Origin of the sequence: Alteromonas halophila (assembly GCF_014651815.1) — a bacterium.
Classification (GTDB): Bacteria; Pseudomonadota; Gammaproteobacteria; order Enterobacterales; family Alteromonadaceae; genus Alteromonas; species Alteromonas halophila.
Genome location: NZ_BMXP01000015.1, coordinates 1 through 20,127, shown reverse-complemented (window position 1 = coordinate 20,127; position 20,127 = coordinate 1). Strand labels below are relative to the sequence as shown.

Here is a 20,127-nt window from a genome sequence, read left to right as displayed (position 1 = left end):
TCCCCACTTTTAGGTGAGTCGTTACTAACGTTAAAATCTCTTGTGGTTAAATGCTGGAATAACCACCAGATATTGGGTTGCATAAAACACCAAACCTCACTATCTTGTGTTTGAACCTAATTCGACATATCGACTGTCCGGGTAGAGTCTGCATCCGTGTGTGAACTTCGCCCTGACGGGATCGTTACGATCGTCTTTGTGCAGTATTGCGATCTCAACGATGTACATAACTAGAATCGGGCATCAAGCCCACGCATCCATGCGCTAAAACAAAACGGCCACGACAATGAACAACAATCTTTACGTCACGAAACGGGATGGTGAAAAAGAGCCAATCGATCTGGAGAAAATCCATAAGGTCATTACCTGGGCATCAGAGGGACTGAATAATGTGTCCGTCTCTCAGGTAGAGATTAAAGCCCAGATTCAGTTTTACGATGGCATTTCTACCAGTGAAATTCATGAAACGCTGATCAAATCTGCGGCAGATCTCATTTCTACCGATGCACCTGATTATCAGTATCTGGCAGCCCGTCTCGCCATTTTCCATTTGCGTAAGCGCGCTTATGGCCAGTTTGAACCACCGACATTGCTTGAACATGTGTCCAGCATGGTCGATATGGGCAAATATGACCATCATCTGCTGGAAGATTATACGCCTGAAGAATTCGCAGAAATGGACAGCTTCATTGATCACTGGCGTGATATGAATTTCAGTTATGCGGCCGTCAAGCAGCTGGAAGGTAAGTATCTGGTACAAAACCGGGTCACCGGCGATATCTACGAAAGTGCGCAGTTCCTGTATATTCTGGTCGCCGCTTGTCTGTTTGCCAACTACCCTAAAGCAACACGACTGGACTATGTACGCCGCTTTTACGATGCCGCGTCGACGTTTAAGCTGTCACTGCCAACACCCATTATGTCAGGTGTGCGTACCCCTACCCGCCAGTTCAGTTCCTGTGTTCTGATTGAGACCGGTGACAGCCTAGATTCCATTAATGCCACCGCCAGTGCCATCGTCAAATACGTCAGCCAGCGTGCAGGTATTGGTGTCAATGCCGGGCGTATCCGTGCACTGGGCAGCCCTATTCGCGGCGGTGAAGCCTTCCACACAGGCTGTATTCCATTTTATAAATACTTTCAGACGGCGGTTAAAAGCTGTTCTCAGGGCGGTGTACGCGGCGGTGCAGCCACCCTGTTTTATCCGTTGTGGCATATGGAAGTTGAATCGTTACTGGTGCTCAAGAACAACCGTGGCGTAGAAGAAAATCGCGTACGTCACCTCGACTATGGTGTGCAGTTTAACAAGCTGATGTACACACGCATGATGAAAGATCAGCACATCACTCTGTTCAGTCCATCGGACGTGCCAGGGCTATATGATGCTTTCTTTGCGGATCAGGACCGCTTTGAAGAGCTGTACATTAAATACGAAAATGATGACAGCATTCGTAAAAAGCAAATCCGCGCCATGGACTTATTCAGCCTGTTCATGCAGGAGCGGGCCAGCACCGGACGCATTTATCTGCAGAATGTGGATCACTGTAATACGCACAGCCCGTTCAATCCGCAAATTGCCCCCGTCAGACAATCGAATCTGTGTCTGGAAATCGCCCTGCCTACCAAGCCGCTTGAGCATGTGAATGATGAAAATGGTGAAATCGCGTTATGTACGCTGTCTGCTTTCAACTTAGGCGCGATTAATTCGCTGGATGAGTTTGAAGAACTGGCGGATCTTGCTGTACGAGCGCTGGACAGCCTGCTGGACTACCAGGACTATCCGGTTCCTGCAGCCTTCAATGCGACGATGTCACGCCGTACGCTGGGTGTAGGTGTGATTAACTTTGCCTATTACCTTGCCAAGCACGGTGTGAAATACTCCGATCACAGTGCTAATGGCCTGGTTCACCGCACCTTTGAAGCCATGCAGTATCACCTGCTTAAAGCGTCAAACGAACTGGCAAAAGAAAAAGGCGCCTGTCCGAAATTCAACGAAACCACCTACGCGCAGGGCGTTATGCCCATTGATTCCTACAAGCGTGATTTGGACAAGGTTTGTGACGAACCGCTTCATTACGACTGGGATGCATTACGTGAGGACATAAAAACGCACGGCCTGCGTAACTCTACCCTGTCAGCGCTGATGCCCTCTGAAACGTCGTCGCAGATTTCCAATGCCACCAATGGTATTGAACCGCCGCGCGGTCACATCAGTGTGAAGTCAAGTAAGGACGGCGTACTGAAGCAGGTGGTTCCGGATTATGAAAACCTCAAAGACAAGTACGAACTGCTGTGGGATATCCCGTCAAATGATGGCTACCTGCAGTTAGTGGGGATCATGCAGAAGTTTGTTGACCAGACAATTTCGGCCAACACCAACTATGATCCCGGTCGCTACGAAGGCGGCAAGGTCCCAATGAAGCTGTTGCTTAAAGATCTGCTGACAGCTTACAAGCTGGGTGTGAAGACTATGTACTATCACAATACCCGTGACGGCGCATCAGACAGCTCTACCGTAGAGGCGAAAGCGCAGGAAAGTCAGCCTGCCAATGCTCAGGAAGCGGTAGTAGAGGAAGATGATGATTGCGCAGGCGGTGCGTGTAAAATCTAAGCCTTACTCATTCCGCCGTACGCTTAATCATTGCGTGCGGCGGTAACACAGCAAGAACAATCATAATAAACGCGTTAAGTACAATCGGTGAATCAATTCGCTATGAAATATACAACGTTTAATCAGAAAACCACGGATCCGCTGGTCGAGCCCATGTTCTTCGGCAACCCGGTCAATGTTGCCCGCTACGATCAGCAGAAACACGCCATCTTTGAAAAACTCATTGAGAAGCAAATCAGCTTTTTCTGGCGCCCGGAAGAAGTGGATGTGACCCGCGATCGGGTCGACTTCCAGAAGCTGACTGATCCGGAAAAGCATATTTTTATTTCTAACCTGAAATACCAGACGCTGCTGGACTCTGTGCAGGGTCGCAGCCCGAATATTGCCTTTCTGCCGATTATTTCATTGCCGGAACTGGAAACCTGGGTTGAGACCTGGTCGTTCTTTGAAACCATCCACTCGCGTTCTTACACGCATATTCTGCGTAACCTGTTTTCCGATCCCAGTGAAATTTTTGAAGATATTGTGGTTAATGATCAAATCAAGCGCCGGGCGGCAGATATTTCCCGCTACTACGACGACCTGATCTTTGCCACACAGCTCTGGCAGACCCTGGGGGAAGGTGAGCACAAGGTTAATGGTGAGACGCATGTCATTAACCAGTATGAGCTGAAGAAGAAACTGTTCTTGTGCATGAATTCAGTCAACGCGCTGGAAGCGATTCGCTTTTACGTTTCCTTTGCCTGTACCTTCGCCTTCGCAGAGCGCAAGCTGATGGAAGGTAACTCAAAGATTATTCGTCTTATTGCGCGAGATGAAAACCTGCACTTGTCATCTACCCAGCACATTCTGAATTTATGGGCCCGGGGCAAGGATGATCCCGACATGGCACAAATTGCTGAAGAATGTAAAGACGAAGCCCGTGCGATCTTTATGAATGCTGTACAGCAGGAAAAAGAATGGGCAGATTATCTGTTCCAGAACGGCTCTATGCTGGGCATGAACAAAGACATTCTGTGTCAGTATGTTGAATACATTGCCAACGAACGGATGCGGGCCATTGGCTACGAGCCGCCTTTCGAAGTGAAAAGTAACCCGCTACCCTGGATGAATAACTACCTGCAGTCTGACAATGTTCAGGTTGCGCCGCAGGAGTCTGAAATCAGCTCGTACCTGGTGGGTCAGATTGATTCATCTGTCGACGAGAGCGATTTCGCAGACTTCGAACTCTGAGTCTGTCTGATACATGGCCCCTCCGCCCACGTCCTACCGCATCGACGTTGTCGATGTGGGGACGCTTGATGCGTCTACCGAGGATACGCTGCTAACCTCACTGGAAAAAGCCGGCGTACGGGCGCAGTTTCACTGCCGGGAAGGGTTTTGTGGGGCCTGCAGGACCACCTTACTGTCAGGCGACGTCGATTACACCACAGATCCCCTCGCCTTTATTGATGACGATGAAATTCTGCCCTGTTGCTGTATCCCCCTAAGTCCGTTAAAGGTTAAAGTACCGCTTTAACGTCGGCGAAAGTGGATCACCAGAGCAATGCCTCCCAGCACGGTGATGGATGCAACTAACATTCTTACCGAAATCGGCTCTGACAAAAACGCCCAGCCCGCTATCGCCGCTATAACCGGCACACTTAACTGCAATGTTGCCGCAATGCTGGCCGTGAGGCTGGGTAGTACCAGATACCAAATCGCATAGCCAAGCGCCGACGCCAGCGTGCCGGAAGCGATGGCCAGCAACACCCCTTCCCTATCCCAGCCGGGTTCATCAACAGCGACAAGCACAAGCCCCAAAAGTATAACCATGGGTAAGGTACGCAGAAAGTTGCCGGTCGTCACAGCCAGCCCGGAAAATGCTCGCTGGCCAAGTAATGAATATACTCCCCAGGCGATCCCAGCAACAATCATCAGCAAAGCTGGCCCGGGTTCTGGCGCACTCACGCCAGGCAAAAGTAAAATAACCAAGCCCAGAATGGCTAAAACGATGCCCAGCAGCTGTGGTGGCGCGAATGACTCTTTGTTCATGATCCCCGCCGTCATCATGGTTAGCTGAACAGCCCCAAACAGCAGCAGTGCGCCTGTTCCCGTACTCAGGCCAACATAAGCGTAAGAAAACCCGGCCGCATAAATAAATAAAGCCAGCGCCCCTGTCCAGCTACCGGACTTAAGAGCAGGCTGGCGACGCAATAAAGCCAGTAGCAAAAGCGTTACCGCGCCGCTTACCAATCTCACTTCGGTAAACACACCCGGCGACACAGTGGTTTGCGTTAAGGCCATTCTACAGAGCAATGAATTACCCGCGAATGCCATCATGGCCAGACTCGCGAGCAGAAATAGCGTCAGTCCATTAGGACGATGATTTGTCATAATATTCCAGGTGGTTGTACGAATGGTGCATTGTAAACGATAACCTTGTCGCTTGCGCATTATCACTGTTCAATGAAAAACATTCCGCCCTGTATGTCCGACACCTGGTATACCGATGTGGTGAGCCTGTCTTTAACTTTGCACGTAACAACGATGAATTCATTTACAGGGATCAACGGTGAGCAACGCATTTCAAACTAATACACAGGTAAAGTGGGAGTGGGGAAACGGCTGTGGCAGCGGCTATGTCCGGGACGTATTTCGTCGTGAGGTTACCCGCACATTTAAAGGCGAAGAGGTAACCCGGAAAGGCAGCGACGATAATCCCGCCTATACCATTGAACAGAAAGACGGCGATGAAGTTCTGAAGCTGCATTCTGAACTAAAAAAGGTAAATGAATAACTAAAAAAGACTAAAAGCATTTTCCACTAAGGATAGCTATGCAAAACACCGTCCGCCGCTGGGTGTATCGCCTGGAACGGCGTCTGGACAAGCTAAGACACCGTTTTAAACGCTGGTATGGATATTCGCCTGTCATTGTACAACCTTACATGACATACGGTACACAAGACGCGTTATGGGTGGCAGGCAGGCTTCTGGAAGCCAAAGGTGTCCAGGGCAGGATTGATGATAGCCGCTGGAAAAACCTGATACATATGCTGCGGCGCTACCAAAGTGATGAGATCCCGTTTACCGATATTGTTATAACACTCGGTAACGAGGAGCGTACTGTTACCACCGATGCCGATGGCTATTTTCACTATCAATGGAAAGCACCCGCTATCGCAGATATTCAACGCCCATGGACGAGGTTAACATTACGCGCCGCTGATCCTGAATTACCCAAAGCACAGGCGCAGAGCATTGTAGAAGTCTCAGTCCCTTCAGATAGCGCACAATACGCTGTCGTCAGCGACGTCGATGATACCATTATGCGTACCGGCGCCACCAACTTCCTTCGTCATACAAAAACAGTACTGCTTAATAACGCTCACAGCCGCGAATTATTCCCGGGGACGTCTGAGCTTTACAATGCGCTGCAACAAGGTGCGTCAGGCCACGCCGGCAACCCCTTTTTTTATGTCTCCAGCAGCCCGTGGAATATTTACGATCTTATCGCTGAGTTTATTGCGATTCATGACCTGCCCAAAGGCCCAGTGTTACTGAAAGATTTTGGTTTACGCGAAGATCGCTGGTTCAAAAGCGGCCATGAAAGCTATAAAACAGACCGCATCGAAGCAATATTAAACACATACCCGCACCTAAATGTTGTGTTGATTGGCGACTCAGGACAACAAGATGTGTATGCCTATTTAGAGGTGGCCAAAGCGCACCCGGACAGAGTATTAGCGGTGTATATTCGAGACCTGAAGCCCGCCGCCCGATCACAGAAGATTAACCAGGCGGCAGAGAAGTTTGCCGACTATAACGTGCCCTTTCAATTTATCGAAGATGCTGAAGACGCATCCGAACATGCGTTGGCCCTGAACCTGGTGACAAAAAACGCAGTTCAGGCCATCAAGCATGACGTTGCTGCAGCGCAGGCATCCACTGGTACGGATTAACGGTAGTTATCTCTCCCGTTGCGTTACTTACCCGAATGGCCCTCTTTTTTATAAACCAAAAGCACAGCGTCAGCTTTATTTAGTGCGCCTGTTTATCCTGTGTAACAGGCGGGCACCTGTCCCTTGCACTGTATGACAGGGGCTCAGGCTAAAACGCAAAAAGAGTATGCACAGTCAGTCAGGTAATAGCAGCAAAATAACGCCGTAGCGTGCAGCTTTTCCCAGGGTCACCAACGTCAGAAACAAGACCAGCCGGACCCGAATAACCCCGGCCAGCATAGTAAGAGGATCGCCAATCACCGGCACCCAGGCCAGGCAAAGTGAGCCAACCCCATATTTAGCGAAGCGGGTTTCAGCACGGGCAAACTGATGGTCACTGACTTTCAGCACCCGTTTTAGCCCGGGACGGCCAGCTTTGTAGCCTATAATGTAATTGACACACGAGCCGGCGACATTGCCGGCAGTCGCCACAATCAGCAGGGCCGGCCACCAGTAACCATGCTGCTGCAACGCAATAAGCATGGCCTCAGAGCCCAGCGGCAATAACGTTGCGGCAAGGAAAGCACTGACAAACATACCACTTAGTCCAAGACTCATAAGCATACTATGGCGCCTACTTGCCTGATCTATGCGATCGTTCCTGCCGGATTTGCGCGTTGCTACACCGGGCGGGCCGACAAAACGTAACCTTCATGCACTGACCATCATCCGCCTGAAACGGAAAAGCCAGGATTTCGTTATTTTTGAGCATCAACTGCCGCTTTGTGGAGAAATGCCTGATGACTCCTGGGCATCCACGAATACATCGGGGGGTAAATCCGCTTAACGCAAAATCTGACATACCATCCTATCGGTGAAAGCGTTTACCGCGTTCCATCAGGTGATTAGCGTCGTCATCATCAACCGGACTCACAGTAAACTGAAATTCTGTTATCAGATTTTCCGGATTACAGGCTTCGGTGGCAACCAAAATAAATTCGGTATCGATTTCGCCATTAATCGCGGTATTCGTCTGGACACAGATGCTTCCCCGGAAAAGGTAAACTTAATATTTACGACAACTCAGCTTAATTTTTGAACAACCTTGCCGAATGTGCCATGATTTAGCTCCACTATTATTGCTACGGCTATTATTCCGATGACACGCACCGCAACGTATATTTTGTTTTCAGTATTCCTTTTCACTGCACTTATGTGTACCGCGCCGGCTTCGGCGGCATCCGATGAAGCAAAACTGGGCATCGGTTTAGAGCAAGGCTATGACTATCCTTACATTTTAGAAATTGACCCGTACGGCCTGGGCGCTGCGGCCGGACTGATGCAGGGAGACCATATAAAGCAGATTGGCAGCGTGTCGATGTGGTTTACGGATCAGGCTGAAAAGTTTTTTAAACATCACCTTTCTAAGGACAAGCCTTTTATTGTATTAATTGAACGTAATGGTGCCCTGAATCAAATCGTCGTAGATAAGAGCAAAGCGTCTCGTGTATTCCCCAAAAAACCGGGAACAGATGTTTACTCAAATTGCTACTTCGCGCCTGAAGCTGCTTGCATACAGAGCATAACAGAGACGATGCGACCGGATGGCAGTTCGCACTCTTCACAGCTGCGACACTATTTTTCTAAAATTAAAAGTCTTATGTTGCTGAATGAAAAGCAAAAAGCAATGGCTGTCTTTAAAGACATGGAACGGCTCTTTTTTAACGACCCCACGCTCGTTATTTATAACAGTTGGTCGGTTTTAGAAAGTAGAAAACTTTTAGGTCTTGCCCCAGAAAAGCGTCATTTTGACTATATCTACAAGCACACAGACAAAAGAATCAGTGCCCTCGCCCAAAAGGCATCCATGTTTGCGAAATTTGGTCAGGCTGGGTACGCCGATGTTTTTTACAACGACACTATCAGCCTGATCGAAAAGAAACCTGACGAGCTTAAAAACAAATTCATGTATATCGCGCCCATGTTAGCGAAGCTGGGTAAACAAGAGCAACTGTTGAAGTATCTTCAGGCAGACAACTATTCTTCCACTGTGCGCAACAGTCTCCTTGCACGATATATTACCGAACTCATGAAAGAACAGAAACACGGGCAACTGAAGGACGCTTTGTCGATGATATTCAGTGTAAAACGTCCCTGGACGAATAAGGACTATGTCCTTTTCGCAAAACTTTTTCATAAGTTACATATGAACGATGCTGCTCGCAACATGGCTAAACGCCTGGAAAAGCTTCACGAAAAGAATAACGACAAACCGCTTTTTCAGCCCATTACTGCCCGCAGCCTTATAGAGGTCAACGGCGCATTAGGCAGAATACATCTGGCTCGCGAATACATTGATAAACATTTTAAGGACCAGCCCCTGGAGATGCTGATGAAGCTAGCTGTAGAGACTGCAAATTCCAGATCGTCTAAAGTGTTAGCTGTTCAGTATTATAAAGACCTGCCCAAACTGATTGATGAGGCTTACGCACTGTTAAAAAAATTACCAGCTGCACAAAAGAAGAAACTCAACAGGCGCATTGCTGTAGATTTTTATGAAGTTTTAGCCGCTCACCTGTACTCTAATCCACAGTATTCAGAACTAAAAGCCTACACGCAGTATAAAGATGATTATAAAGGTATTATTCAAACGTTTATAGAAGCCAGACGCTTCGACGACGCAATGACATGGGTCAATGCCGCGGAACAAGAGTTTGGAAAAACATACTGGTATGGTGATATATACAGCGCCCTTGGCGCACTTTCACCTTCTCGCGAATTTAGTGAGAAGTTTAAAAAATACCCATCGTTTCAAAAAAACAAAATCCGCTACTATAACCCGCATATAACCCGCCTGTACTGGAATGGCTACTTTGAGGAAGCATTATTAAACTTTAATGCATTAAATACGGCTCAAAAAGTGTATCTCACTCTTAATCAGGCCAGATTTGTCATGCCCTGCAAAACGTGCACTATTTAAAATGGCTGGTTGTAATTGAATGTCTAAAAAAGTCGGTAATACAGCGTTTTGTCTTTTTATCTGCGACTGTTAGCGACCTGATGTCAGGCAGGCGTTGGTGATAGTTTATTACCGATCGGCCGCTGTCTTTCGGTACAAAAAAGCACAGCGTCTGCTGTGCTTTTTCTGATTAAAATGAAAGCGCCTTTTTAAAGCTTTAACCCCAGTCGTTCTGCGACTTCGATATAGGTTTCAACCACCGATCCCAGCCCCTGGCGGAAGCGGTCTTTATCCATCTTCTTACGGGTTTCTTTATCCCACAGTCGGCAGCCATCGGGCGTAAATTCATCGCCAAGCACGATGTTGCCCTGCCCGTCCAGACCAAACTCCAGCTTGTAGTCGACCAGAATCATGCCTGCATCATCAAACAGCTCTCTCAGCACGGCATTCACTTCAAAGGTAAGTGCCTTCATTTTCTCGATCTGCTCTGCCGTCGCCCAACCAAATGACACAACGTGATAGTCGTTGATCATGGGATCGTGCAGAGCATCGTTTTTCAGGAAAAACTCGAAGACAGGCGGATTGAGGGTCAAGCCCTCTTCAACGCCAAGACGGCGAACCAGCGAGCCAGCAGCAACGTTACGCACAACACATTCTACCGGTATCATATCCAGTTTTTTAACCAGCGACTCTGTATCAGAGACCAGTTCTTCGACCTGTGTTGCAATCCCCGCTTCTTCCAGCTTTGACATGACAAAGTGATTGAACTTGTTATTCACTTCCCCTTTACGATCAAGCTGTTCAATCTTCTCGCCGTCAAATGCTGATGTATCATTACGAAAATGCAGGATCAGCTTGTTGTCATCGTCGGTTGTATAGACGGTTTTCGCTTTACCCCGGTAAAGCTCATCTCGTTTTTCCATTGTCATTCCAGTTAAATATCCAGGTTGTCTTCCGCCATAACCTCAGCGAAAGGCTTGTACAGATCAGACACCTGATTAGCTTCGAAAGGCTCACTCTCTTGATTCATAAAGGTGATAACCGTTTTTTCGGGGCCGGCTTCGGCGACTTTCAGACGGTAATCATCTTCTTCCAGCAGTTCCTCATCACTGCCAAACCAGTTATTCCACCAGCTCTCGTTATCGCCGGTGTAGCTCACGAATATTAAACCCGTAGATTTATCCAGATCTTTTACGTCAAAACCCATTTTACGCATAACCAGTAACAGTCTTGGCCAGGCAACATCGTAGGTCGCAGAGACTACATACGCGGGCTCGCCATCGGCGTTAAAGCCCATTTCGGTATCCAGACCTTCGCGGATACGGGCCATTCTGCGCGAGTCTTCCAGCTGGATCTGATATTCATAATGCGTAATTACCTGGTTAAGGATTGCCACTTCTTCGCGACGCTCTTCGAGCTCGTTCACTTCAGCGTCAACATCGTCACCGCGAGTAGCCATGTAATCGCGCAGGTTCACGCTAAGTGACGCTGAACGGCCATGTGGCTTCATGGTCAGGTTGAACTCAAAGCGTCTGCCTACCTGCTTCTCTTCAGAACTGCTCCAGTCGTACCAGGCACTGTCTTCATCCGAAGTAATCAGCATCCAGTCTGTGACCAGTGTGCCCGTCTCGGGTTCGAATTTATCGACACCAATTTGCTGTCTATCCAGATAGCTAAGCAACGAATTCCAGATGGCTTTATCCAGCGGCTGACTGTCGTCGACCTGGTCAAACAACACGGTTGCAGAGCGGCTGCCTTCTTCCACATGCGAACCAGTCACCAGCGGCAGCACCAGTGGGGGAGACTTGACGGTTATGTTTCTGCCAAGCAGCGACGTATCGGCCTGCTCACCCACCGGCGGCAACGCGTAGTCGTCGGAATAATCGGGCTCTTCCAGTCCTTCAGGGATTTTAAGCTTGCCACTTTGCTGCGTCTCCAGGTAATCATAGTTACCTGATGCCGTCTCTTTTTCCAGTTGGCTAGAACAAGCTGTAAGCGCCAAAATGCCGAGGCTACTTACCAAAGCCAGGGATGTTTTCATTCGTATTCCTTATTAACCAGAAATCAGTGCGTAATTTTTAAGTATTTGTTCGAGTTGTTTTTGACTCGCAAGTTCCGGTTGAACCATCGGTAATCGTAAATGCGCACTTTGCATCATGCCCATGCGGTACAATGCCCATTTAGGCATCACGGGATTGGGCTCGATAAAGAGCCCGGTATGCAAGGCTTCGATCGTCTCATCAATCGCTTTACACTGTGCTTTGTCACCCGCCAGACCTGCCTCACACATCTGTGCGATAGCTTTGGGCACAACATTCGCGGTAACGGAAATGACACCGTGACCGCCCTCGCACATAAATTCGCAACTCGTGCCGTCGTCGCCACTAAGCATAATGAAGTCGTCTGAAACCAGAGGCTGGGTTACTTTCAGCCGTGAAATATCGCCTGTTGCGTCTTTCAGGCCAACAATATTGTTGTGCTGTGAAAGTTCGGCAACGGTTTCCGGCAACATGTCAGCCACCGTGCGCCCTGGCACATTGTAAAGTAAAATAGGAAGTTCAGAGGCATCAGCAATAGCATTGAAATGTGCCACCATACCCGCCTGCTGAGGCTTATTGTAGTAAGGCACCACACTTAAAAAGCCATCAACGCCGACACTGGCCATTTGTTCAGTAAGAAAAATGGCTTCTGCCGTCGCATTGGCGCCGCTACCCGCGACCACGGAGATGGCACCGTCAGCCATGGCAACCGTTTCCCGCACGACCTTTACGTGCTCTTCGAACGGAAGCGTCGCCGACTCACCCGTGGTTCCCACAGATACAATGCCATGGGTACCCTGGTCGATATGAAATTTTACCAGTCGTTCAAGGGCCGGATAATCGATGTCGCCATTATCATGCATGGGCGTCACCAGTGCGACGTAACTGCCTGTAAACATAATCTCTCCGCTTTTTGTGAGCGCCCAATGGTAATTATCTCAGACCATAAACACAAGCATTGGCAGCGTATCGCGGCGAATATTCTTAACCATGGCTGGGTCGCGCGCATGAGGACAGCAATAAAAGCCTGTGCTAGTATCTCCGCCTCGCGAAATTTGAAGTATGAGATCATGGCGCAACATCAGTTAATTGTAACGATTTTGGGGACAGACCGAAGCGGAATTCTCAGTGAACTGGCTTCGATGGTTTCTGATGCTCAGTGTAATATTCTTGACAGCCGTCAGGCGATTTATGGCAAAGAGTTTTCTCTTACAATGATTCTGGAAGGATCTCACCAGGCAATCACCCGGGCTGAATGCCTCATCCCCCCACTTTGCCAGCGTCTTGATTTGCTTTCTATGATGAAGCGGACCAGCCATCACGCAAAACAGAACCTGGCACACTTATTTGATGTAGAGTTTAGTGGTGACGATACCGCGGGCCTGATTGAGGCTGTCACTGGCTTTTTTGCCGAGCGCAGTGCTTCTATTAGTGCTTTCAGGCAACGCACCTTCACTGACAGTACCTCAGGCAAACACACCATGCGTTGCAAATTTGTGGTGAATATTCCCTCCGCTGAAAATTATGCCGACATCGAAACCTCGCTGATGGCGCTGTTTGATGAGCTGAATGTGACCGGTAAAGTGGTTGATAAATATAAACGCGACGAACAGGATGATTCTGCAAACTGGTAAATATCACCGCGACACCGTCAGTTTTCAGTGCTTCTGAAGCGGGCGTGGTTCTTAAAGCCGGTCGCCCGCCTCATGGTGTCAACGCAAAGTCGTGACTGCCAGCCGCTCTTTTTGCTACACCGGTCGCAGTGTGCCGGTTGTCTATGGACATTTTACCTATCGCCGATTAGGCTTTCTGGCACTAAACCTTGAACAACAAGAAGGAATTCTATGAAGACACTTCAGGCAGGCGACGCAGCACCACAGTTTACGCTTCCTTGTGAGACCGGCGATGATGTTTCATTGGCCGATTTTTCGGGTAAAAAGGTGCTGGTGTATTTTTATCCGAAAGCAATGACACCCGGCTGTACGACCCAGGCTCAGAATCTCAGAGATGTAAAGCCAGAGCTGGACGGGCATAATGTGGTGGTATTAGGTATCAGCCCTGATCCCGTGAAGCGGCTCCCTAAGTTCATCGACAAAGAGTCACTTAACTTTACGTTGTTGTCTGATGAAGATCATGCGGTTGCCGATGCGTTTGGTGTGTGGGGCCCGAAGAAATTTATGGGTAAAGAGTATGATGGCATTCATTTATACCCCCTCTAATAATTTGCACATTACGTTCTAAAAAATCCTCATTTCCTTTTCTAAAATCACTCTTTACTACTACGCTTAAAAACTGCACAGTCCAAACGGATAAAGTAGGTTTCCATGAAGGAGCTCAGTTCTTTTGTTGCTGCTAAAGAGCCTGTTGATTTATCTAAGTCTTTACTGAATGAAGATGATGATATTTGGTTATCTAAAACCGAGTTACTTACTGGTGTTGCGGCTTTTGATGATGAACTTCGAGTCCTACCGTTGATTTCAGAGTTTCTCTCATACAGCTTGAGAAACAATAAGATAAGCCCTCACACCGCAAAAACATATGCAAAAAATCTGACCTATTTTTTGGCTTACCTGAGAAAACGACCAGAATTCAGTGACTCTTTGCTTGACGAAGCCTACCTTACTGTATCGAAATTTGTCATCGAAGAGTATCTGGCAGAATTAAAAACTATTCATAACCTGGCTTCAGCGACAATAAGAAATAGGGATGCGACACTGCAAGCATTCATTCATAAATTTCTTTATCAAACCCAAGAACATAGAGATTCGTACATCGAGAAAAGTCCATATGAAAATGGATTAATTAGTGGATCCGTAAAGCAAAAACTTGTTGGATCTTGTTCAATTAATGAGCTCACAATATTAATGATGCAAACCAGCTCGGAAAGAGAAAGACTGATACTTCAGTTTATTTTTGATTCTGGTATTAGGAGGTCTGAGTTACAAAACGTAACTCAGCAAGACATCATAGATGCCACTGAATTTAATAGTCAAAAGCTAATATCCCGAAACTCTGATACACCAACTATATCTTCGTATGCTCCTCTTTCTATAGACGGTGTAAAAGGTCGCCATAATAATAGAAAACAGAGAATGACCCTAGTAAGCCGAGCGGTGTTAGACCGAACAAATAAATATCATGCTTCTCCGCTTTATAAAAAGTACGCGAGGAAATACGTTTCACCAGATGAGTTGCCTGCATTTTTTAATTCCAAAGGAAGACCCATTACACCTAAATGCTTGTCTAAATTACTGGATAGGCTTTCAAATCGTGCAATACAAAGTGGAGCGCTGCATAAGCCCATTTCTCCACATAAACTAAGGCATGGCTATGCTTATGACTTACTTCAGTCACCTGATATAGGACAAACCTATGTTGACAGACTTGCTGTAGTGCAAAAATCATTAGGCCATGCATATCTGAGTAGCACCGAGGTGTATACAAAAATACCGGTGGAGCTATATAAAAAAATATCTGATAGCGAGGGTGAAGTAATCACAAAGGCGGAACGAATGGAGCGGCTAGTAAAGAAAACACAACTGAAAATATCCATCAAGGACAAAAAGTGAACATTGCAACAGTCTTTATGGATGAATGGGCACAACTGCTAAAAATACCACTAAATAGCTTTGATGATTTGGTACAACCTACTGAAAATTCGCCGCATCGCCAACTAATGCACCTCTTCACGTCAGTGTGTAAAGTCAAAAATAGTCAGTCGCATCGAAACGATATTAAGTTGGCTTTCAAGCATGTGTCAGCGTTGATGAAAGAGAAATTTAACGACGAGCCAATTTATCTCTGCAAAGCGCTGAATGAATTCTCATTACATGACTTTAATGCATACTTAAAACGATGCATATTGGAGGAAAAAATACATAATCGTTATGCAAATGTTTTGCAAACTACGTACAAAAACGTCTTAAACAAAGCAATCTTTATTAACACTCCGAATTTTGAAAGGTTCTATTTACCAAGTGCATTTTGCTATCACACTAGAGTGACGGATCGCTACAAGCCCTACACCGACCGTGATAGAAAATTGATTATAGATGCTATAGACAGAGATATCAGCGAAATTTCAAAGCTTCTTCCTTCCTACAAAAATACAAGTAAGAGATCTGTTACTGCCTTTGGATATTCGGCCGTTCCCTGCAAAGTTACCATGAACCAGTTACTCCCCTTTCTACTTAAGCTACTCCAAGTAACCGGAATGAATGTTGAATCAATATATTCTCTTTGTGTTGACGATCTGGTTGATGCACATCCAGCAACAGGTAAACCATGTTTACGGTATTGGAAAGACCGCTCCGATGGACAAAAGCTGTATCATTTGGATATTTTCAAGGCAGATCTTCAATGGTTAACTCATAGCCAAGGAAGTCAGGTAAAAGGCATTTTTGATGATGTATTAAAACTAACTAATCGGATAAGAGAAAAGGCCCCTCCTGAACATAAAAATAAACTATGGTTATTTGAAACTCATAACGGACTCATAAAAAGTCTTCCTCTTGTCCATCATGTAACTAAAGCCATAAAAAATTTTACTACGCGACATCAGATATTTGACTATCATAGTGGCGTAAAAATCTTAGAAACAACGAGGTTCAGACCAACATTTGTTAGTGAACTAATAGAACAAGGAGTATCAATTAGAGAAGTTCAGTTGTTAATGGGTCATAAGAGCTTATATGCGACTATGCGTTATCTAGATATACATGATTTTGGAAGAATGGCTAGAGAAAAAATCCGAAAAAAATTATTAGAGATTCATCGCAACGCACAATCATCAGTACGCAAAACGCCGAATAAGAGAGTGAGTCAGAAAAATAAAGAGCACTCTATACCCATATCAACGCCTTTAGCTACATGTAAGAACATTTTTGATCCCCCTGAGTCAGTTAAGAGTCTTTCCAACTACACACCAGGCAAGCCATGCAGTACATACAATATGTGTCTTAGTTGCCCAAACATGATCATTACTCAGACAGATTTACCTCAACTCTTTGCTATGAAGCGCGACTACTTAACCAAAATTCAAAATAGTAGGATCTTAGATACGCCCTTTGGCAAGGTAATAAAGAATAACCTTGCGTTGCTAAACCCAATTTTAGATGCACGATATTCAGAATTTAGCGCGCAAGAGCTAGATGAAGCCGAAAGGTTGTCTCTATATGTCGAAACAACTGAACTAATTTGAGGGAATAGAATGGAGAGACAACCACACTACCTCAACATCCTTAGTACTATCGCTAAGCTAAAAAAATACAGAGCAGATTTTTTACAACCTGAGCAATATGAAGCCGCAACGAAAGAAAACATAGTTTATTTTACTGAATTACTCAGCCTGCCAGTCTCTAAAGCATCAATATTCTCCGATACGGCCTGGGATTTTAACCTTGAAAACCCAAATGTCTCAGCAAACATCAGAGGTAGTAAACTTAAAATAAACTTCAAAAAATATAGAAACATTCCCTCAGAGGTGGTTATAGAGCTTAAGTGCTTACTTCTGAGTGTTCTACTAACTCCAGAGGTCTTTATAAGCAATAGGAAAAAAGCCAAAAGAAAGACTATGAGCAAGCTTGCTACAAGTACTGTCTTGGCACACATGAAGTCTGGTCTCCGTTTTTTTGAAACTCTATTTTACATTCTAAAAAATAAACTTGGAGATGAGCATGTTGAAAGAAAATATTTTTCGCTAACTCAAATTCAAGCCAATGATTACAGGGAAGCTGCCAAACTTCACACAAGTACCTATAACGATGACTTAAAACAATTTTTCTCTTACATTCAAAACCCCTACACATCTGAGAATATCTTTGGTGAGAGCGTTCCAGCGTTCGACTCTGACCAATTCACTTGGAAGAAACGCTATAGCAAGCAGGTTACTAGTCAAGTTATGCCAAACTGGGCGTTTGATAAGCTCATAAGGGCAGCATCAGTACTTGTGCACGACTTTTTAATGACTATGGAAAAGGATGTATTGGACTCGTATGTAAGTCGATATACGCTTAAAGATACCCACCAATATTGCAAGAATGCCGGTGTCACTAAAGAAACCTTTCATATATATAGGGCATATCGGCTTCTAAATGCAGGATATTCTGAGCAGTTTGTCGACTGCAAATACGGCATACCGAACGACCTGCGAAACTCCAAGGGAAAATATAACTTGAAAGATATGACCCTCTTTCTCGCCAATCATCAAGGAACTGGGTTCTCACTATCAATTGTTTATGCGCATTTAACACTTGTGGCCAGTGCTGCAAGATACTTAATAGGTCAATATACCGGGATGCGCCCATCTGAACTGGCCGTTATAAACTTGAGGACTTGTCTGACTGAAGAAAATGGAATAAGACTTCTTCGTTCACATGTTTTCAAAGGAAAGGATAGTTTTTCCAAAGGCCTTTTCGATGATAAGTGGGTTGTTATTCCAATCATTGAAGACGCGATAAATGCAATCAGAATTTTGAGTTCAATAACTCAAAGAGAATTAATATTTAGCTCTATTCATACCAAGAAATTTAAAGAGAAGGAAACAGCCCAGAACTCGGTTTCAATACGGCACCAATTAAAGATTTTTATAAAGTATGCATCACCCGATGATGACCTTTGCTTTAGTAATTACATGATGCGCCACACGCTCGCATATCAACTATACAGGTTGGAAGCAGGCCTTCCTCTAATTTCATTTCAACTAAAGCACCTGGTCAATACTGTAGATAAATTTCTATCCCGAGGCTCTACAAGCGATGTCACAATGGGCTACGGCGGAATTGCAGACAGTTTAGTTGAGAGCCAAACAGCACAGAGACTAAGGAAACAGTCTGAAGTTGAGGTGATAAAAGCAACTGCAGACCCAGATGGAAACTATCTTGGAGGTAAAGCAGCTGAACATAAAGAGCGATTACGTAATGCCTTCAAAGGCTATATGGCAAGCGGTTATTCTAAGGATGAGATCTTTAATGCAATGGCGGACCAAGGCCTAGGCGTCATTAATGTAGGATTAGGATATTGCTACGGTTCTGATAGCACTAATACTGATCTTCCTTGCATCGGCTCCCTCAGATGTAACCCAAACCGTTGTTCAAATGCTATTGTAAGTGAAGCAAATGCTCCCTATTGGCGAGAGATATACAACACTAATCTGGCAAACCTCAACAATCCGAACTATCAAGACAATTACGAGCAAATAAATGAGGTGATTAGCGAGGCTAAACAAGTACTAGAACTACTGGGGCATAGTGTAGACGATGAATAACTTTGATGAGAGAAACCAGCGAGATTTTGAGGAAAACACGAAGCGTCTAGTCGAAGCCATGGACAGGATAGGCTCAAGCTCCGATCTACCAGCCACTATCGCACAATTGTCTCAACTGACGGGGATGCATAGGAATGCAATCAGCAGAAGGCAGTGGCCTATGGTTAAGCTCAAGGAAATAAAAAATAAACGAAAAGCTCTAAGGCATCTACAGTTTGTTGAGAAGAAGCAGATTGATCCGTTCACTATTCTCGAAGATAGACTCGATAACGCCAAGCGCGAGCTTGTTTATTGGTTCAACAAGAGCTTAGACAACGAGAAAAAGATCAAACAGCTCGAACAAAATCTACAAAGAATGACACAAGCACGAACCGACTACGAATACATGTTGAAGCAAGAACGCCAACAGACAAATGAGCTCACAAAGCAGTTAACTATTATGCGAGACTTGTTATCATAAGACGCAAAACTCTACGCCTCTAACGAGTTTTTTACTCAATACAATTGCTAGAGGTAATTCTACAGAACTCCATTCACTGGTGTAAGAAAGAAGGATTAAATAATGGTAGAAGCAGGCCAAAAAGCCCCAGAGTTTACGTTACAAGATCAGAATGATGAATCGGTTTCCCTTGCAGATTTCAAGGGCAAAAAAGTACTCGTTTATTTTTACCCAAGGGCCTCGACCCCTGGTTGTACTGTTCAAGCTTGTGCTCTAAGAGACACAAAGTCAGAACTAGACGAATTAAACGTTGTAATTCTTGGCATTAGCCCAGACACACCGAAAAAGCTTACAAACTTCACCAACAAGCAGGAACTGAACTTCACCCTACTCGCAGATGAAGATCACGCTGTTTGTGAAGCATATGGCGTTTGGCAACTAAAAAAATTCATGGGCCGTGAGAACATGGGGGTGGTACGAACTTCATTCCTTGTTGATGAAAACGGCGATATTGAACATGTTTTTGATAAATTTAAAACCAAAGATCATCATGAAACTGTCCTGAGCTATCTCCAAGAAGGCAAATGAAACCTTTGACTGAAGAGACAGGTAGTAAGGATTTTGCATGGCAAGCATTATGCTCAGAAAATTACACTGTAAGACATTTTCTATAGCCAAGCTTATTATAGTGGTTTGTAATTGAACTCAATTTTTTTAGAGAATTTGGTGTGCCAAATTCTCTTATAGCTATCGAAAGGCGAGCGATATATGTAGTGGCATAGTGAATTTGGCCACCTAATTAGAGCTGCTATGATAGCAGCATAACAACATTAGGTGACAAAATGGCAAAGAAGAAAGGCCCGAATTTCAGCCCTGAATTCAGACTCGAAACAG

General features: G+C 45.5%; 17 protein-coding genes and 1 pseudogene. 13 read left to right on the top strand and 5 right to left on the bottom strand.

All coding sequences use genetic code 11. From position 1 onward, the window contains the following. The first annotated feature begins 286 nt into the window (after window positions 1-286). From nrdA to yfaE, 3 genes are all read left to right on the top strand, one after another. Window positions 287-2,611 carry a class 1a ribonucleoside-diphosphate reductase subunit alpha gene (nrdA, locus tag IE054_RS17235; protein ID WP_189408460.1) on the top strand — a complete coding sequence of 775 codons (2,325 nt, stop codon included), beginning with the start codon at window positions 287-289 and terminating at the stop codon, window positions 2,609-2,611. Window positions 2,612-2,713: 102 nt separating this feature from the next. Further along, window positions 2,714-3,844 (top strand): class Ia ribonucleoside-diphosphate reductase subunit beta, encoded by a 1,131-nt coding sequence (gene nrdB / locus IE054_RS17230; protein ID WP_189408458.1) that lies wholly within the window; start codon window positions 2,714-2,716, stop codon window positions 3,842-3,844. A 13-nt stretch (window positions 3,845-3,857) separates the two neighbouring features. Then, window positions 3,858-4,130, top strand: coding sequence for a class I ribonucleotide reductase maintenance protein YfaE (gene yfaE / locus IE054_RS17225; protein WP_189408457.1), 273 nt, complete (start codon window positions 3,858-3,860; stop codon window positions 4,128-4,130). Here the strand turns inward: yfaE and IE054_RS17220 are convergent. Next, complete coding sequence (locus IE054_RS17220) at window positions 4,127-4,987, bottom strand: DMT family transporter (protein WP_189408455.1); 861 nt, start codon at window positions 4,985-4,987, stop codon at window positions 4,127-4,129. The genes yfaE and IE054_RS17220 overlap by 4 nt on opposite strands. A gap of 178 nt (window positions 4,988-5,165) precedes the next feature. Here IE054_RS17220 and IE054_RS17215 point away from each other — a divergent pair, with 178 nt between their 5' ends. Both IE054_RS17215 and IE054_RS17210 read left to right on the top strand, forming a co-directional pair. Next, window positions 5,166-5,390, top strand: coding sequence for an HVA1 family protein (locus IE054_RS17215; RefSeq protein ID WP_189408454.1), 225 nt, complete (start codon window positions 5,166-5,168; stop codon window positions 5,388-5,390). 38 nt (window positions 5,391-5,428) lie between these two features. Further along, entirely contained in the window at window positions 5,429-6,553 is a 1,125-nt protein-coding gene (locus IE054_RS17210; RefSeq protein ID WP_189408453.1) for an App1 family protein phosphatidate phosphatase, read from the top strand. A gap of 174 nt (window positions 6,554-6,727) precedes the next feature. Here the strand turns inward: IE054_RS17210 and IE054_RS17205 are convergent, their stop codons facing one another. Further along, a complete protein-coding gene (locus tag IE054_RS17205) occupies window positions 6,728-7,156 on the bottom strand; it encodes a YqaA family protein (RefSeq protein ID WP_189408452.1) in 429 nt (142 codons plus the stop codon). A 535-nt stretch (window positions 7,157-7,691) separates the two neighbouring features. Here IE054_RS17205 and IE054_RS17200 point away from each other — a divergent pair. Then, on the top strand, window positions 7,692-9,512 hold the full coding sequence (locus IE054_RS17200; RefSeq protein ID WP_189408451.1) for a PDZ domain-containing protein: 1,821 nt from the start codon (window positions 7,692-7,694) through the stop codon (window positions 9,510-9,512). Window positions 9,513-9,700: 188 nt separating this feature from the next. Here the strand turns inward: IE054_RS17200 and purC are convergent, their stop codons facing one another. The 3 genes from purC to dapA are packed head-to-tail and all read right to left on the bottom strand — an operon-like array spanning window position 9,701 to window position 12,429. Then, window positions 9,701-10,414, bottom strand: coding sequence for a phosphoribosylaminoimidazolesuccinocarboxamide synthase (gene purC / locus IE054_RS17195; RefSeq protein WP_189408450.1), 714 nt, complete (start codon window positions 10,412-10,414; stop codon window positions 9,701-9,703). Between the two features lie 11 nt (window positions 10,415-10,425). Continuing rightward, on the bottom strand, window positions 10,426-11,532 hold the full coding sequence (gene bamC, locus IE054_RS17190) for an NlpB/DapX family lipoprotein (protein ID WP_189408449.1): 1,107 nt from the start codon (window positions 11,530-11,532) through the stop codon (window positions 10,426-10,428). Window positions 11,533-11,544: 12 nt separating this feature from the next. Beyond that, complete coding sequence (dapA, locus tag IE054_RS17185) at window positions 11,545-12,429, bottom strand: 4-hydroxy-tetrahydrodipicolinate synthase (RefSeq protein WP_189408448.1); 885 nt, start codon at window positions 12,427-12,429, stop codon at window positions 11,545-11,547. 171 nt (window positions 12,430-12,600) lie between these two features. On the opposite strand from dapA, the gene IE054_RS17180 reads away from it, so the two are divergent. The 7 genes and pseudogenes from IE054_RS17180 to bcp (IE054_RS17150) all read left to right on the top strand — a co-directional run bounded on the left by IE054_RS17180 (window position 12,601) and on the right by bcp (IE054_RS17150) (window position 19,821). Further along, window positions 12,601-13,164, top strand: a complete 564-nt coding sequence (locus IE054_RS17180) for a glycine cleavage system transcriptional repressor (protein ID WP_189408447.1) — start codon at window positions 12,601-12,603, stop codon at window positions 13,162-13,164. Between the two features lie 210 nt (window positions 13,165-13,374). Continuing rightward, a pseudogene (gene bcp, locus IE054_RS17175) lies at window positions 13,375-13,734 on the top strand (thioredoxin-dependent thiol peroxidase); the annotation flags it as partial. A gap of 120 nt (window positions 13,735-13,854) precedes the next feature. Beyond that, window positions 13,855-15,099, top strand: a complete 1,245-nt coding sequence (locus tag IE054_RS17170; RefSeq protein WP_189408445.1) for a tyrosine-type recombinase/integrase — start codon at window positions 13,855-13,857, stop codon at window positions 15,097-15,099. Beyond that, a complete protein-coding gene (locus IE054_RS17165) occupies window positions 15,096-16,730 on the top strand; it encodes a tyrosine-type recombinase/integrase (protein WP_189408444.1) in 1,635 nt (544 codons plus the stop codon). Before IE054_RS17170 ends, IE054_RS17165 begins: the two co-directional genes overlap by 4 nt. 9 nt (window positions 16,731-16,739) lie before the next feature. Then, window positions 16,740-18,794: a site-specific integrase gene (locus tag IE054_RS17160; protein ID WP_189408443.1), complete on the top strand. Its 2,055-nt coding sequence runs from the start codon at window positions 16,740-16,742 to the stop codon at window positions 18,792-18,794. Next, complete coding sequence (locus IE054_RS17155; RefSeq protein WP_189408442.1) at window positions 18,787-19,254, top strand: hypothetical protein; 468 nt, start codon at window positions 18,787-18,789, stop codon at window positions 19,252-19,254. Before IE054_RS17160 ends, IE054_RS17155 begins: the two co-directional genes overlap by 8 nt. Before the next feature lie 102 nt (window positions 19,255-19,356). Further along, the gene (gene bcp / locus IE054_RS17150; RefSeq protein ID WP_229805240.1) at window positions 19,357-19,821 is read left to right on the top strand and encodes a thioredoxin-dependent thiol peroxidase; all 465 of its coding nucleotides are present in this window, start codon (window positions 19,357-19,359) and stop codon (window positions 19,819-19,821) included. Window positions 19,822-20,127 lie beyond the last annotated feature (306 nt).

Coding starts and splice junctions, on each gene's coding strand:
- nrdA (WP_189408460.1), top strand. CDS start 287: ATGAACAACAATCTTTACGTCACGAAACGGGATGGTGAAAAAGAGCCA.
- IE054_RS17160 (WP_189408443.1), top strand. CDS start 16,740: ATGGAGAGACAACCACACTACCTCAACATCCTTAGTACTATCGCTAAG.
- IE054_RS17180 (WP_189408447.1), top strand. CDS start 12,601: ATGGCGCAACATCAGTTAATTGTAACGATTTTGGGGACAGACCGAAGC.
- bcp (WP_229805240.1), top strand. CDS start 19,357: ATGGTAGAAGCAGGCCAAAAAGCCCCAGAGTTTACGTTACAAGATCAG.
- IE054_RS17205 (WP_189408452.1), bottom strand. CDS start 7,156: ATGCTTATGAGTCTTGGACTAAGTGGTATGTTTGTCAGTGCTTTCCTT.
- purC (WP_189408450.1), bottom strand. CDS start 10,414: ATGGAAAAACGAGATGAGCTTTACCGGGGTAAAGCGAAAACCGTCTAT.
- IE054_RS17210 (WP_189408453.1), top strand. CDS start 5,429: ATGCAAAACACCGTCCGCCGCTGGGTGTATCGCCTGGAACGGCGTCTG.
- IE054_RS17170 (WP_189408445.1), top strand. CDS start 13,855: ATGAAGGAGCTCAGTTCTTTTGTTGCTGCTAAAGAGCCTGTTGATTTA.
- IE054_RS17220 (WP_189408455.1), bottom strand. CDS start 4,987: ATGACAAATCATCGTCCTAATGGACTGACGCTATTTCTGCTCGCGAGT.
- IE054_RS17200 (WP_189408451.1), top strand. CDS start 7,692: ATGACACGCACCGCAACGTATATTTTGTTTTCAGTATTCCTTTTCACT.
- bamC (WP_189408449.1), bottom strand. CDS start 11,532: ATGAAAACATCCCTGGCTTTGGTAAGTAGCCTCGGCATTTTGGCGCTT.
- yfaE (WP_189408457.1), top strand. CDS start 3,858: ATGGCCCCTCCGCCCACGTCCTACCGCATCGACGTTGTCGATGTGGGG.
- dapA (WP_189408448.1), bottom strand. CDS start 12,429: ATGTTTACAGGCAGTTACGTCGCACTGGTGACGCCCATGCATGATAAT.
- nrdB (WP_189408458.1), top strand. CDS start 2,714: ATGAAATATACAACGTTTAATCAGAAAACCACGGATCCGCTGGTCGAG.
- IE054_RS17155 (WP_189408442.1), top strand. CDS start 18,787: ATGAATAACTTTGATGAGAGAAACCAGCGAGATTTTGAGGAAAACACG.